Here is a 15,658-nt window from a genome sequence, read left to right on the forward strand (position 1 = left end):
TATTAAAACCTACACTTCTAACCATTATAAAATGAATTATGCGAGTAAAAATTTACACAAAACATGAATGGGGTGCTGACCTGCCCCTTTTTAAAAAGACGGCTGCAATTTTCTTGATAGTCCTGTTAAGTTTTTTTTCTTTTAACCTGTATGCCCAAAACAAACCTGTTAAAGGGCGGGTGATAGATGAACGGGGACAGGGAATTGCCGGGGCCACCGTACGCGTTAAAGGCGTAAAAAGCGGCACAATTACAGATGCCGACGGCGGCTTCCAGATTTCATCGTTGGGAAGCGCCATACTGCAGATATCTTCTGTAGGCTATGTTGCACAGGATTTGCCGGTAAATAACCGGACAAATGTTACAGTAACCTTGGTATTGGAGCCTAAAAGCCTGAGCGATGTTATTGTTGTGGGATATGGCAGCCAACGAAAAGAGGCCGTTACCGGTTCGGTAGCTTCCATCAGCGGAGCAAAACTTAACGAAGTGCCATCGGCAAATATTGCGCAGGCTTTACAGGGGCGTGTAGCGGGCGTTGAACTGGCACAAACATCAACAAAACCGGGTGCAACCATGCAAATCCGTATTCGTGGTACACGTTCTATCAATGCTTCTAATGATCCCTTGATCGTGCTGGACGGAATCCCTTTTGGCGGAACAATTGCCGATATCAGTCCCGATGATATCAAAAGTGTTGACATCCTCAAGGACGCGTCGGCTACGGCAATTTATGGCTCACGTGGTGCCAATGGTGTTATTTTGATCACTACCAAAAAAGGCAACACTGGCCAGGAGCCCCAGGTGGCTTACTCTGGTTACTATGGTGCTAAGGATGTAATGAAGTATCCGATGATGCAGTCGGGCAAATATCTTGCACTGAGAAAAAGGGCCGGGTTGAACAAAAACCCGGGCGCAGATGAGGATACTACAGGCAACACCAACACCGATTGGCAACACCTGTTTTACAGACCAGCCGCGGTAACCAATCATGACGTAAGTGTTACCGGCGGTACCAATAAAGGAAGCTATAAATTTGGTGTGGGTTATTATCGCGATGAAGCCCCGGTGCCGCTTTCACAATATAACCGTATCTCATTACGCGGATCTCTTGATCAGGGGATAGGTAAACTGTTCAGGGTTGGGTTTACTACTAACAACAGCTATAGCATCACCGATGGCTCCAGCATTGGTATGTACGGTGTGTTAAGCATGTCGCCGTTGGCAAATCCTTTCAATGCCGATGGAAGTACCAAAAGGGTGGTTACCATGCCGCAGGATATTCAGTGGGTGCAAACCAGGAAAACGATGGATGCACTTGGCGATCAGTACGCAAACCGGACAAAAGAATTTGCTTCTTATAACTCCCTTTACGGAGAAATGAAAATTCCGGGAGTTGAGGGTTTAAAATATCGTTTGAACTTGGGCGGTAACATCCGTACCAGCTTTAACGGCAGTTATACAGGTGTTGGTGTTTTTAGTTCCGATCCGGCAAATCCTAATGTTGCATCTACTACTAACTCCCTTACTACCCAATGGACAGTTGAAAACTTGTTATTTTACGATAAAACCTTTGCGCAGAAACATACCATCAATGTAACTGCATTATATTCTTCTGAGCAGGTAAATTACAACAATCAGTCTATCAGCAGAAGGAACCTGGCCGGCGATACTTTTCAGTATTATAACCTGGGCCAAACCTCAACCGGTAGTAATGATGATATTACCATTGACCCTAATAACCAGGCTTACACCCAAAGCGGCCTGATGTCATACATGGGGCGTATCATGTACTCATATGATGATCGTTATATGCTCAGCGCTACTTTCAGGAGCGATGCCTCGTCAAGATTGGCCGCAGGTCACAAATGGCATAGTTATCCTGCAATTTCAGCAGGCTGGAATATCTCAAGGGAATCTTTCATGAAAGATGTTAACTGGGTTACTTCATTGAAATTGCGTGCCGGTTATGGTCAAACTTCCAACCAGTCTGTAGCGCCTTACGCTACGCTTGGCCAGTTGAGTGTACGGCCATATAACTTTGGAACCACCAACGCCAATGGTTATTATGTAACGGTATTGCCTAACCCGCAACTGGGCTGGGAATATTCAAAAACTAAAAACCTTGGTTTGGACTTCTCTTTGTTCAACAGCCGTCTTTCCGGTACCGTTGAAGGTTACGTTACCAATACAAACAATCTGTTGTTAAGTGTGGGCTTACCTTCAACATCGGGTGTAAGCAGCTATACCGGCAACGTAGGTTCAACACAAAACAAAGGTTTTGAGATCTCGCTTAACGGCACTATCATCAGTAACAACAATGGCTGGAGCTGGGATTTAGGAGTAAACCTTTACCGCAACGTTAATAAAGTTGTGAGCCTGGCATCAGGCCAAACCAGGGACGAAAGCAACTGGCTTTTTGTAGGCCATCCTTTAAACGTCATATTCGATTATAAAAAAGTAGGCATTTGGCAGGCTAATGAAGCTACCGCTGTTAAGCAATACGAAGGTAGCGGCGGACAGGCGGGAATGATCAAAGTATTGTATACCGGCGGTTACAATGCCGACGGGTCACCGAGCCGTATCATCGGATCTGACGACAGGCAGATCATGGATGCTGATCCTAAATTCCAGGGGGGCTTCAATTCAAGGGTTGCTTATAAGGCCATTGACCTTACCATAGTAGGCGCATTTGTAAGCGGCGGTATCCTGAACAGTACCCTGTATGGATCAAACGGTTATCTTAACCTTGAAGACGGAAGGCGCGGACAGATTGATATTAATTACTGGACACCTGATAACCCTGGCGCACAGTTCCCTGATCCTAACGGCCCTAAAAACAGTAACAATCCAAAGTACGGATCAACGCTGGGCTATTTTGATGGATCGTACCTGAAAATTCGGGCCATTACGTTGGGCTATAATTTTTCAGGAAAATGGATGAACCATATTGGCATGAAGCGATTGAGGGTTTATGCAACTGCTCAAAATCCGTTTGTATTCTTCTCTCCTTATTACAAGCAATCAGGTATGGATCCTGAGCCAAATTCATTTGCCAATGACGGTGCAAACATGGCCGTGGCTTACGGATCTGGACAAAGAAGATTGTTAACTGTAGGGTATAATACGCCTAATACACGTAATTATCTGGTGGGTCTTAATGTATCATTTTAAAATATGCAACAATGAATCGAGTATACAACAATATATTAAGGTTATCTGTCCTGACTATGTTTACCATGACAGGTTGTAAAAAAATCCTGGATGAAAAGCCACGTGCAATTTTCACGCCCGATTATTTCAAGACACAGGCCGGTGTAGTAGGTGGTATCACCTCGTGCTACGGGCATATGCGTTACATGTATGGTAATGGTTATTTTCTCAACTCAAATGAGATTAGTACAGATGAAGCAACCTGGGGCCAAAACTCCGATGGTAACGTAAAAAACCTCGACTTTTCAGGAGTAGGAACCATTGATCCAGCATCGAGCAATACAGGTATTTTATGGGGCGCTGCATTCCCTAACATCAATACTGCCAGCGGTGTAATTGAAAATGGCGCGGCGGTTGGTGTTTCGGATGCGCTGATTGCAGAAGCCAGGTTTTTCCGCGCTTTTGATTATTTTCTGCTGGTTCAAACCTTTGGCGGCGTACCGCTTGACCTTGGGGCCGGCGAACTGAAATTCAATACCTCTACGGTGCGGACATCTAAACGCAATACCGTACCAGAGGTTTATACCAAAGCGGTATTCCCGGATTTGCTGACAGCTATCGATAAATTACCAACCTCGGGCCGTGTTGTGGGCGGCGTTACCCAAACTGTAGCACGCCTGTTTTTGGCTAAGGCATATTTAACTTATGGTTGGTGGTTACAAAACCCTAATGGCATCCCTACTTATCCTGATGCGCAGCGTACAGATCCGGCCGGCCACAATGCTGCATGGTATTTCCAGGCCGCCTATGATATAGCAACAGCAGCAATTCAAACACCAGGCCCGTTTGGCTTACAGCCTACGTTTTATGACGTTAGCCTGGCAACCAATGATCGCAATAACGAAACGCTTTTATATGCCGATCATACACAGTCGAGCAGTATTTATAATGGCGGCGATCTTAGCTACAGCGGTGGAGGTTTCAGCACCGATAGTTTTGCTGCCTGGTTTGAGCAATGGAACTATACCAATATAAAAAGCAGTACATCCGCAACGGCATGGGCTGCTGTAAGTTCGGTGCAGCGCGCCGCGGTGCAGTCGCTTGGTCGCCCGTGGACAATGCTTGCCCCGCCTCAGGCAATATTTAAAAATACCTTTGCCGATAAAACCAATGATTCGCGTTACGACGGCACATTTGTGACCAGGTACCGTACAAATTTTGTGGAAGCAGCTGTTAAGGTTAATGGTGCTACTCCGGCTTTCCTTTACAATGCCAACTTCCTGCCCGTAGCAGAGAATGATCCTGTACTGAGCTTTTTAAATTCAGATGTAGGAGGCGTAGATTACTCAAATGCTAAATTCAACAGTACTGTGGGCGCCGGAGTTTTACCCGGAAGGGCTGATTATGTAATAGAGCCGAGTGCTTTCAGCAGGATCTGTTACCCTGGTACCTGGAAACTGGGCCCGTACCGTACAGATAACAACGGAGGCCTTGGATCGCCAAATGGAAGTCTTACCCGTCCTTTTCCTGTAGCAAAATTCTCTGAATTGTTTTTTATTGCTGCAGAAGCAGCTGTTAAGGGGGCTGCAACCAAGGCCGTTAGCGGAACTTATGCAAACGATGGTACCGCAAGAGGCTTGATCAACGTTATCCGTGCCCGTGCCGGCAAGTGGCGCTTTGATAATGGTAATAACGTAACCAAAATTGAAGACAACAGCGCGGCAATGATCGCAGCTACTCCGGGAACTATCGATATTAATTATATTTTAGCAGAAAGAGCACGTGAGTATTTTGGAGAAGGCTATCGTTGGTTTGATTTGGTGCGCACCCAAAAATGGACTGAATTAAGCAGCAGTTTCCAGATTGCAGGCGCTACAAATCCTAACGATTGGAAAGATCATACTGTTTCAACCGTTAGCCGCACTATAACACCGGCTTATTACCTGCGTCCGATTCCACAATCGCAACTGGACGGAATGGATATGAGTGCTGCGGATAAAAAAGCATACCAAAACCCCGGATATTAATCGGGGGAATACCTTTCATCATCAACAAATAATCAGGGAGAGGAGATCTTTTCTCCCTGATTTATTTATAATTGAGTAATCTTCTCTGCCCGGTTTTTATATGAAATTTAAACAGCCCGTTGCTCCTGCACAATTAAGTTTTTTAAAAGAAATCCTTTATATGGCAAAGTTAAAGCGCTTGCCGCTTGTTTCGTTTTTAGCGATTTTGATATCGATCCCTGCTATCGCTCAGCAAAAAAAAGAAAAGCTGACAGAAGGGAGGGAACGGATCAATATCAACAAAGGCTGGATGTTTTACCGGTATGATGATAAAGGCGATAACCTGATATATGATGAACGCCCGGCCGTTTATAACAAACATGACGACATAGTTGCCGACAGTCGCCCGGCACAGGCCAATTTTGAAGGCACATCCGAAAAGGTGTTAAAAAAATGGATCCTGCCTACCGCCAACGATTTTATTGCAGATGCATCAAAACACTACCTCAGGCCTGCGGGAAATCCCGGTGAAAATTTTCCATTTGTACAGGAAGGCTTTAACGACAGGCAGTGGCAACATATAGATCTTCCGCATGACTGGGCCGCAAAGGGGCCTTTTAATACAGACACCAATGCCGTTGTAGGCGGAGGCATGGGCCGGTTGCCTGTTCAGGGTATTGCCTGGTACAGGAAAAAGATCACTATCCCGGCTACCGACAGATCCAAATCTATCTACCTTGATATAGATGGCGCCATGTCATACGCCATGGTATGGTTAAACGGCAAGCTGGTTGGTGGCTGGCCCTACGGTTACAATTCTTTCAGGCTGGATTTAACACCCTATGTCAAATTTGGTGGCGCTAATCAGATTGCTATCAGGTTGGATAACCCGCCCAATTCGTCAAGATGGTATCCCGGGAGTGGCCTGTACCGGAACGTTTGGCTTACTAAAACAAACGCTGTGCAGGTAGCACAATGGGGCACAACAGTCCAAACCTCTAATGTGTCCGAATCAGCGGCAACTGTGGCATTGAAAGTTAATGTAGAAAACAAGGGAAATAAAGATCAGCAGGTAAAAGTGGTTACTGGTATTTACAATACCGATAATGCACCCGGAATAGAAAAGCTGGTAGTTAATTTTCCGGTATCAGTGATCCATATTAGCAATCACGCAAAGCAATCTGTAACAAATCAGGTAGTGCTTAGCCATCCGGCACTTTGGGGGCCGTTGCCGCAGCAAACGCCTAACCTGTATACTGCCGTAACACGGCTGTATGTAGGCTCACAGTTGGTTGATACTTACAGAACGTCTTTTGGGATACGCGATATTAAATTTGATCCCGTTAAAGGAGTAATAGTTAATGGCCGGCAAATCAGGATTCAGGGTGTTAACCAACATAATGACCTTGGTGCGCTTGGTGTTGCTTTCAACGCCAGGGCAACCGAGCGGCAACTCGAATTGTTAAGGGAATTGGGGTGTAACGCCATCCGCTTAGCACACAATCCGCCGGCACCTGAGCTGCTTGAAATGACCGATAAAATGGGATTCCTCGTTATCGATGAAGTATTTGATTGCTGGAACCAGGGGAAAACGCCGTTGGATTTTCACCTTATTTTCCCCGAATGGTATGAAGCAGATATCCGCTCGTTTATCCGCAGGGATAAAAATCATCCATCAATTATTGCCTGGAGTTTCGGCAACGAAGTAGGGGAGCAATATACCGGTGATGCCGGGGCCGATGTAGCAAAGAAACTGGCCGGTATTGTTAAGGACGAAGATTCGACAAGGCCGACAGCTGCATCCATGAACTATGCACGGCCCAATATGCCCTTCCCCGAATCAACCGACCTTATCTCCCTCAATTACCAGGGTGAAGGTATCAGGGATGCACCTGCTTATGCAGGGTTAAAAGGTATCAGGACAAGTCCATTATATCCGGCATTTCACAGCAAATTTCCCCAAAAAATGATTGTAAGCAGTGAAACAGCATCTACCCTGAGTACACGAGGTTCCTATATTTACCCGGTTACCAAAGAGATCAGCGCTCCTGTAAATGATACTTCGGGTGGCGACCCTCATCACAGGTACGTTAGTGCTTATGAACTTTATACTGCCCAGTTCGGTGCTTCGCCGGATAAAGTTTTTATGTCGCAGGATAAACATCCCTTTGTTGCAGGTGAGTTTGTATGGTCGGGCTGGGACTATATAGGGGAGCCGACACCATATTACAGTTCCCGGAGTTCCTATTCAGGTATTATTGATCTTGCAGGGTTCAAAAAGGACAGGTTTTACCTGTACCAGTCACGCTGGCGTCCGGATCTTCCATTCGCTCACATACTGCCTCACTGGACCTGGCCCGGAAGAGAGGGGGAAATTACACCTGTGCATGTTTTTTCTTCGGCTGATGAGGCAGAACTGTTCCTGAATGGCCAATCACAGGGGCGTATAAGAAGAGGCGCGTTTGAATACCGGTTTAGGTGGGATAGCGTTAAATATCAACCCGGACAACTTAAAGTAATAACTTATAAAAACGGACAATTGTGGGCTACCGAAACAATCAAAACCGCAGGTGCAGCATCAAAGTTAGCGCTAATGGCAGACCGTAAGGCAATCAAGGCGGACGGTTATGATCTTTCTTTTGTAACGGTAAAGGTACTGGATGAAGCAGGTGATTTGGTTCCCGAAGCAAATAATGATATTCAATTCTCAATCACAGGGCCAGGAGAAATTGTTGCGACCGATAATGGGGATCCATCAGATTTGGTAGCATTTCCGTCAAAGCGTAGAAAAGCGTTTAGCGGTATGGCGTTGGTTATTATAAAATCAAAAAGCGGGCAACCGGGAAAGTTGATAATTAAGGCAGAGTCAACTGGTCTGAAACCCGAAAGCGTGACTGTGATGACTAAATAAATTCGGGTAGTTGATTCATGTTGTGTTTAATTCGAGCGTTTCCATAATGGTGATTTAAAGTAAGCATATATGGTTGATAACCCTGCCAGTAACGAAAATGCTGCGGCAAAGGGAAAGAAATAGGTCAGTTCGGTAATACCCATAAAAAGCAGGAACAAACCAACAGGCAGGATGAACCTGCGATTGGGTTCGGCCGAAAGAAGCCAAAGCAGTACGGTGAGCAACAGCAATACCCCAATCATGATGAAACCGTAACCATCAAAGAAAAGCCCAAGACTAACGGAGCTGCCCATAAAGGGGAAATGGTTATTGTTCATTCCGTCAACCACGCGCTGTATGGTGGCATTTGGCGCTTGTTTCCAGGTCAACGCACCTATGGTGTGACCCAAAGTGTGCAGCAGCATTAAAATGCCGGCAACGCGTAAGGCAATTTTAGGCTTCATATTCGACAGTGTTTTTATAAAGGTTCAGTATCATTCCCCATCCTTCATCCATGCTTTCTATAGCTTTACCACCCTCTCCCAAACGGTGGAGGTCTTTGTGTTCCATCAGCACGCGGGTAGTTTTAGGGCCTTCAGCAATAAACTGAACTTCGACCTCTGTTGTGACGCCCGGATCATATTGAAAGTTGGCATTAATTTGCCAGTTGAGTACCAACAGCTCATAAGGGTTCCAGCTTAGTACCGTGCCAACATTTACTTCGCTGCCATCCTCATGTTTGCTGTACCAGCGCCCGCCTTGTCCCTGCTCCAGCACCATTGCTATCATGGCGCATTTTCCCACGTGATGGGTTTTAGGCCACCACAAATCCATTTTTTGAGTGAAAGCCTTAAAGCAGCTTTCCTGGGCCGCGGCAACCAATAGTTCTTTTTTAATATTGGGTATCATATTAGTTTAGGTGTTCGTTTTCTTTTTCGGTTTTTTCGGCCAGTGCTTTGAAATTCGCCAAAGCATCGTCCCAGAACTTATCCAGATAATTTCTCATAGCAATGATCCCTTCACGATTAAGTTCATAAATATTGTTATTGCCAACCGTTTTCAGGCTGATCAGCTTTGCTTCTTTCAGTACTTTCAGGTGCTGTGATACCGCCGGGCGGCTCACACTCATCCCTTCAGCAATATGTACCACTGATAAAGGGCCCTGTTGTAACTTTTCAAAAATCGACCTGCGGGTCGGATCGCCTAATGCATTAAAAGCCAGATTGCTGTTCATAATTAAATAGTAAGTATTTGCTTACCGTAAGTATAAACTTACTAATAAAAATTGATTTTGCAAATTTTTTTTAATTAACCGGATCGCAGGCCTGCAGCCTAAAAGTTTATTGAATAAAATAGGTTATATCAGTTTCAAAAGCACCTGGAATTGTATAAGCCTGGAATATAAAAGTTTGGTACTGGATAGTGCCGGCCGATTCCATTGACTTTGTTACAATAGAGCAGGTGGTCAGGGGGGATGATTTAATAATAGGTTAATATTGGTGGTCTACTTTTACCCGCATATCAATTGTACGATATGTTTATCAAGTATTGACAATTGAAAAAACTTAATTAAAAGTTATGTCGCCGAAAAAAATATTATGTCTGATTGCCCTGTTACTAATTTGTGGAAGGTTTGTGCAGGCGCAGGATCTTGCTACTATCGAAAATAAGCGGGTAAAGTTGCCAAACGGATGGTCATTAACGCCCGTTGGTAAGAGTTTGCCTCTCGGAGACCTGCCTTTAAATATCGCGGTAAGCAAAAGCCACCATTATGCAGCCGTTACCAATAACGGGCAAAGTGTTCAAACAATTCAACTGTTAGATGCCCGTACAGATCGTGAACTTGATAAAGTATTGATCAGCAAAGCGTGGGGCGGTCTGGTTTTCAGTGCAGACGAGCAATCGCTCTACGCCTCTGGCGGCGACAATAACTGGATTATCCGTTATGCCATTACTAACGATAAGCTGCTTGCTGCTGATACCATAAAATTGGGCGAAGCATGGGGTAAAAAGGCCAATTCGGCATCTATTTCGCCTACCGGTCTGGCTATTGATGATAAACGGGGAATTTTATACGTTGTTACCAAACTTGATAACAGTTTGTATCGTATCGATCTTAAAACAAAAAACATCCTTCAGCAGGTTAAATTAGGTACTGAGGCTTATACCTGTCTGCTATCGCCTGATATGTCAAAGCTGTACATTAGCCTTTGGGGAGGCGATAAGGTAGCCATATTTGATACAAAAGAAAATAAACTGACGGAGGCCATTGCGGTTGGCGATAATCCGAATGACCTGTGTATTTCGCGCAATGGGAAATATCTGTACGTAGCTAACGCCAATGACAATACGGTATCTGTAATTGATGCGCGCAAAGCAAAGGTACTGGAAACGCTAAATACTGCAGTATCGCCAACGCTGCTTAGCGGCACTACCAGTAACTCGGTAGCGCTGAGCAATGATGGAAAAACACTGTACATAGCCAATGCCGATAATAACTGCCTGGCCGTATTTGATGTTACAAAACCGGGTGCCAGTCAGTCGCTTGGTTTTGTGCCTACAGGCTGGTTTCCGAGTGTTGTGCGTGTTATAGATGATAAATTATATGTTGCCAATGCTAAAGGTTTTTCGTCACTGCCTAATCCGCACGGGCCTAATCCTGCAGCCAAAAACCAAACTGTAGTGCTGCATGGGGGCGACCCGTTCAGGCCCGCACGTACAGAATATATCGGCGGCGGCTTACTGATGGGGACTTTGAGCATCATTCCTGCACCAACAACCAAACAGCTGCCGGTTTATTCGCAGGCTGTAGTTCATAACACACCTTACCATCGCGAACAGGAAACAACAGCAAGCAGCGAAGATGGTAATCCCATTCCAGCTAAAGTAGGAGCGGCATCACCAATAAAATATGTTTTTTATGTAATCCAGGAAAACCGGACCTATGACCAGGTACTGTCAGATATGCCAAAGGGCAATGGTGACACCAGTCTGCTATTGTTCGGCAAACGCATTACGCCCAACCACCATGCATTGGCCGAAAATTTTGTGCTGCTTGACAATTTTTATGTTGATGGCGAAGTTAGCGCCGATGGACATAACTGGAGCCTGGGCGCCTACGCTACCGATTACATGGAGAAAAACTGGCCAACCAGTTATGGCAACCGTGGTCCGGGTGCAGTTGGCCTCACGGCAAAAAACAAATTATACATTTGGGATCAGGCCAACCGGTCTAACGTAACTTTCCGCACCTATGGCGAGTTTATCAATGCTGATAACACGCCACAGATACCTATATTAAAAGATCATTTTACGAAAGCCTATCCAACCCATGATCTGCGTGACCCTGACACCTTGCGGTACCAGGCCTGGGAACATGACTTTGACTCGCTGATGCACAACAATGCCTTGCCTCGGCTAAATACCATCCGTATGCTGTCTGACCATACCGAAGGCACCAGCCCGGGCAGGCCTACACCTTTTGCCCACGTTGCAGATAATGACGTAGCCGTTGGCAGGTTAGTAGAGCATATCAGCAAAAGCCCTATATGGGAAAACAGCGTAATTTTTATACTGGAAGATGATGCTCAAAATGGCCCCGATCATGTTGATGCGCACCGTTCGCCTGCATACATTGCCGGGGGATTTGTAAAACGCAACTTTGTTGACCATACCATGTATTCTACCTCGTCAATGCTGCGTACCATCGAGCTGATCCTCGGTTTGCCGCCTATGACACAGTATGATGCATCGGCTACGGCTATGTGGCGTTGTTTTAATAAAACGGCGGATGCTACTCCTTTTAACAGCATCCGCTCCAATGTTAACCTTAACGAGCTTAACCCCAAGGGCACCAAGCTTGCAGGAATGGCTAAGGGGCTTGATTTTTCGGCCGTTGACCGCGTACCCGACGAGATCATGAACAATATGGTATGGAAAGCCATTAAAGGCGAAAATGCTATTGTACCAACACCGGTGCGGGCAGCCTTTGTAAAAGCTGTTCAAAAAGCCGACGATGATGATTAGTATAAAAAAGCGAAAGAGGAGTGCCGGCACTCCTCTTTCGCTTTTTTGCCTCATTTTTAATTGAAAGCTTTTGAAACCGACTTGCAATTAAAATTGTGAAAGCTAAAAATCCGGTTCACATTTTTGTAAGTGAAGTTTTGTTCGTTAAATCCTCCGTACTGTTCAAGCTCAAAGCTGGTTAATATTTCAGTGGCCGGATTGAAAGTTGGCATATTCAGGTATTGGGAAAAGTCCGGAAGTACAAAGCTGTTGCAATTAGCTGCCGATGGTGAATATAGTTCAACATTTAAATTGCCACCTGCATGTATATTTAAAAAACTGGCGTGGTAATAATCAAATTTTCCCGAGCAAGTCGATGAAAAATTCGTAAGGTTATTGCCGCTTACGCTAAATGATGCATCAAAACCGGGTGCCTGGTCAGGGATGGTTTTTCCTGTCAAAACAAAGGAGTATTGAAACTGGCCAATTGTGTAACCGGTATAAATATCATACTCCGGAAATGTTTCCCTTGGATAATAAATATCGCCGCTATTGGCAATAGTGCTCATTGTGTAAAATCTGTAGCCTTGTGCATAATCAGTATCGGGTTTAGCATTAATACTGTAAAAGAAGTAATTTCCGGGCGCTGTAACATGCTTTACGAGCGGTGTTTGCGTTAACTGATGCAGGTCTACATCTAAATCGGCCGTGCCTTTGGGTATCGTTAAAAAATTATAAGAATATTGGTTGTTGCTTAGCATTTGTACCCATAGCTTACTTCCTTCCTGGTATACCAGTTGCTGAAGATAGGCCGTATCCGGAAGCTTGTCTATGTAACGATCAATAGTTGCCGTGCTCATAGCTATATTATCAAACACCGGGACATTTTTTAAATGAGGTTTAAGAATTGTAAAGTTTTTTTGAGGAAGCCCTTGAGTAATGTTAGTATAAACACTTCCTTTTTTTACCTGAAGGTATCCTGTTATGCTTGGGTTAAAACCGCTGATTATCGGATTAATTACAATGAAAAAGTTAAACCTGTCCTGTTCAAAAGTGGTTAAGGACGACAATTTGAAAGTTGAGGTACCATTTATATATTTTACTGCATTAAGTACTTTGCCGTTTTGGTCTGTAGCTATGAAATAAACATTGCTGTTTATAAAATAATAATCATTGGTATTGATATTCAGCGTTAAAAGTGTGCTTGAGCTGGCGTTAACGCTGTTATACGCAAAGGGAGTGAAAATTACCTGCAGCGTGCCGTTATTATGCTGTAGCCCAAGGTTATATTGGTTCAGTTTAATTGTTGATAGCCTTTTGGTTACGCTTTGCCCGGTTGCGTTATCGTTAAAAGTAACCGTGCCGGCAGCACCTCCTTTAACATATATATAGTAATAGCCATTGATAAGTGCAAATTTAAATGGTGATGTTACTGAATCTGCCTTAAACGAAGGTGTGTTATTGGCTGTAACCAGGTTTTTATTGATAGTGATGAGTGCATCATTTGTAGTGCCGGTTAATGAAGCAGCCTGCTTTTGGGCAAGCGCTAATCGGGTAATTTGGGCATTAAAACGTATAAATGTATCGGCTACGCTCGTTTGGTTTTTTGACGATAGATAGATGTTATAAGTTCCTTTGGCTAAGTTTTTAGTGTAGCTACTTAATTGTGTTAAATCTATACTGTCTTTTACAGTTGTGGATACTGTGTTATCTGAATTCAAAAGTTCAAACCTGAATAATCCTTTTCCGCCAAAAACATTAACCCAGGTGCTGTTTACAAATGAAGGGCAGTTAACGCTTTGAATAGAGATTTGGGGTACATCAACATTTTGAGGGGCATTATCCTGGCTTTTTTTACAACTGTTCAGGATCAGCATTAATCCGGCAAAAAGTGGCAGTAAATATTTTTTCATGTGATAAGGCTAATTAATGCTGATTTTGGTTGATGAAATTGTGTTGAAAGGGTATGATTTAATGGATAGCTCCCCGTACGAATTGGATAGTGGTATAAGATCGTATTGGTTCATTGCCCTATCAGTGAGGTCTTTCATGTATTGATAGCCATTGCTTAAGCTAAAAGTTATTGTGCCTCCCGTCGCATCTTTAACATATAAAAAGTAATAACCGTTGGTTTTTCCCAGGTTATATGCAGTTTGGTTGCCCACTTTAAAGGTTGGGGTTACTGTGCTGTCGATCAGTTTTGTGCTAATCGTAATTACACCATCTGTAGTTGTTGCCGCCAGATCTATGGTTTCATCTTTATTGACAGGCACATGATCTGCTTTTGATGTAAACCTTATGAAAGTATCGGCAACTGCTGTACTTTGGGTATTAAGTGTAATATCATATGTGCCCGCTATTACCTGCTGCTTATACGAGGCCGCATCTTTTAAATTTATACTGGTTGATATTGACGAGAGCGTTACAGAGTCACTGTTTTGCGGCGTTAATTTTAATGAAGCTGAGCCACCCAAAACCTGCTGCCAATTACTTGGAGGCAATACTAAGTAGTTAGGATGTAGTGATACCGTTACTAATTTTTGGGGGGCCGGGTTTATCAAATGCTCTTTTGTGCAGCCCGTAAATAATGCAAATAGTATAAAAAAAATGGGTATTGTTTTTTTCACTGTGAAAGGTTTAGCGGTTTTGAATTTAAAAATAAGAAAAAATATTAGTTATGGTAATTGAACTGAAATTTTTAAGGGTAGACCGAAGGGTTATCATATAACCAATATCCCAGGTTTTGTGATACAAATTAGCTTACAGCAGTAATTATGATGCTTATCTTTGAACAGATATGAGCATGTTACCGGTTAAATCAAAGATCAGCGCCGATCAGGTATTGAAGATTAGTCCTTTCAAAGAAGTGATAAAGCCTACCGTGCCTCATAAGCATGCCGGCTACTTTGAGCTCATTGTTTTGAGCGATGGCGCAGGAGAACATTTGATAGATGATATAGTTTACGAAGTAAACCCTCCGGTGATTTTTTTCCTTAAGCCCGGGCAAACACATTGCTGGGATTTTACGCGCATACCTAAAGGATTTGTATTGCTTTTTAAAGAGGAATTGTTGTCGGCCGATCTTCTGCCTATCATTTACCAGCTGAACACACAGATTCATATTCCCGGTGATTCCGGATACCTGTCGCTGCTTACATTATTTAATGAAGAATATCGCCGCGGAGCAGATATTAAGATCTTAGCGGCCTATCTGCGTTTGTTACTCGAAAAAACAGAAGCACTTGCAAGCCAAGCACCACGACCGCCGGCCCATGCTTTGTACTATAAGTTTAAGAGCCTCTTGTACACCAATAGTATCCGTTTAACCAGGGTACAGGAATATGCCGATACGCTTGGCATATCCTCCAACAGGCTTAACCTGATTTGCCGGGAGGCTTGTGGAAAAAGCCCATCAGCCATGCTTAACGAACGCCTGCTGCTGGAAGCAAAAACGTTGCTTACTTCAACCAACGGGTCGATAAAGGAGATAGCGCATACCCTTCAGTTCACCGATACCTCTCACTTTGTTAAGTTTTTTAAGGCGGCTACCAACCTTACACCCGGCGTTTACCGCGACCTGCTCGTTGCTAAAGGTTAAATATACCGTA

At 44.1% G+C, this 15,658-nt stretch carries 10 protein-coding genes; 5 read left to right on the plus strand and 5 right to left on the minus strand.

The features are described 5' to 3' along the window. Positions 1-38: 38 nt before the first annotated feature. From BMX50_RS22470 to galB, 3 genes are all read left to right on the plus strand, one after another. Complete coding sequence (locus tag BMX50_RS22470; protein WP_091214280.1) at positions 39-3,170, plus strand: SusC/RagA family TonB-linked outer membrane protein; 3,132 nt, start codon at positions 39-41, stop codon at positions 3,168-3,170. A gap of 11 nt (positions 3,171-3,181) precedes the next feature. Beyond that, entirely contained in the window at positions 3,182-5,176 is a 1,995-nt protein-coding gene (locus BMX50_RS22475; protein WP_091214283.1) for a RagB/SusD family nutrient uptake outer membrane protein, read from the plus strand. A gap of 160 nt (positions 5,177-5,336) precedes the next feature. After that, positions 5,337-8,066: a beta-galactosidase GalB gene (gene galB, locus BMX50_RS22480; protein WP_091214811.1), complete on the plus strand. Its 2,730-nt coding sequence runs from the start codon at positions 5,337-5,339 to the stop codon at positions 8,064-8,066. Positions 8,067-8,092: 26 nt separating this feature from the next. Here galB and BMX50_RS22485 read toward each other — a convergent pair whose 3' ends face one another. From BMX50_RS22485 to BMX50_RS22495, 3 genes are read right to left on the minus strand one after another with little or no spacing between them, the layout of a single operon-like run. Beyond that, a complete protein-coding gene (locus tag BMX50_RS22485; protein WP_091214286.1) occupies positions 8,093-8,509 on the minus strand; it encodes an LIC_13387 family protein in 417 nt (138 codons plus the stop codon). Beyond that, positions 8,499-8,954: an SRPBCC family protein gene (locus BMX50_RS22490; RefSeq protein WP_091214290.1), complete on the minus strand. Its 456-nt coding sequence runs from the start codon at positions 8,952-8,954 to the stop codon at positions 8,499-8,501. The genes BMX50_RS22485 and BMX50_RS22490 overlap by 11 nt, the downstream gene beginning before the upstream one ends. A gap of 1 nt (position 8,955) precedes the next feature. Beyond that, entirely contained in the window at positions 8,956-9,279 is a 324-nt protein-coding gene (locus BMX50_RS22495) for an ArsR/SmtB family transcription factor (protein ID WP_091214294.1), read from the minus strand. Between the two features lie 344 nt (positions 9,280-9,623). Between BMX50_RS22495 and BMX50_RS22500 the strand changes: the two genes are divergently transcribed. Further along, complete coding sequence (locus tag BMX50_RS22500) at positions 9,624-12,071, plus strand: bifunctional YncE family protein/alkaline phosphatase family protein (RefSeq protein WP_091214299.1); 2,448 nt, start codon at positions 9,624-9,626, stop codon at positions 12,069-12,071. 56 nt (positions 12,072-12,127) lie between these two features. Here BMX50_RS22500 and BMX50_RS22505 read toward each other — a convergent pair whose 3' ends face one another. Together BMX50_RS22505 and BMX50_RS22510 are read right to left on the minus strand one after the other, a co-directional pair. Then, entirely contained in the window at positions 12,128-13,963 is a 1,836-nt protein-coding gene (locus tag BMX50_RS22505; RefSeq protein WP_091214302.1) for a hypothetical protein, read from the minus strand. Positions 13,964-13,972: 9 nt separating this feature from the next. Further along, entirely contained in the window at positions 13,973-14,677 is a 705-nt protein-coding gene (locus tag BMX50_RS22510; RefSeq protein ID WP_091214305.1) for a hypothetical protein, read from the minus strand. 170 nt (positions 14,678-14,847) lie between these two features. Between BMX50_RS22510 and BMX50_RS22515 the strand changes: the two genes are divergently transcribed. Then, positions 14,848-15,648, plus strand: a complete 801-nt coding sequence (locus tag BMX50_RS22515) for an AraC family transcriptional regulator (protein ID WP_091214310.1) — start codon at positions 14,848-14,850, stop codon at positions 15,646-15,648. Positions 15,649-15,658 lie beyond the last annotated feature (10 nt).

Source organism: Mucilaginibacter gossypiicola, from assembly GCF_900110105.1.
GTDB classification, from domain to species: domain Bacteria; phylum Bacteroidota; class Bacteroidia; order Sphingobacteriales; family Sphingobacteriaceae; genus Mucilaginibacter; species Mucilaginibacter gossypiicola.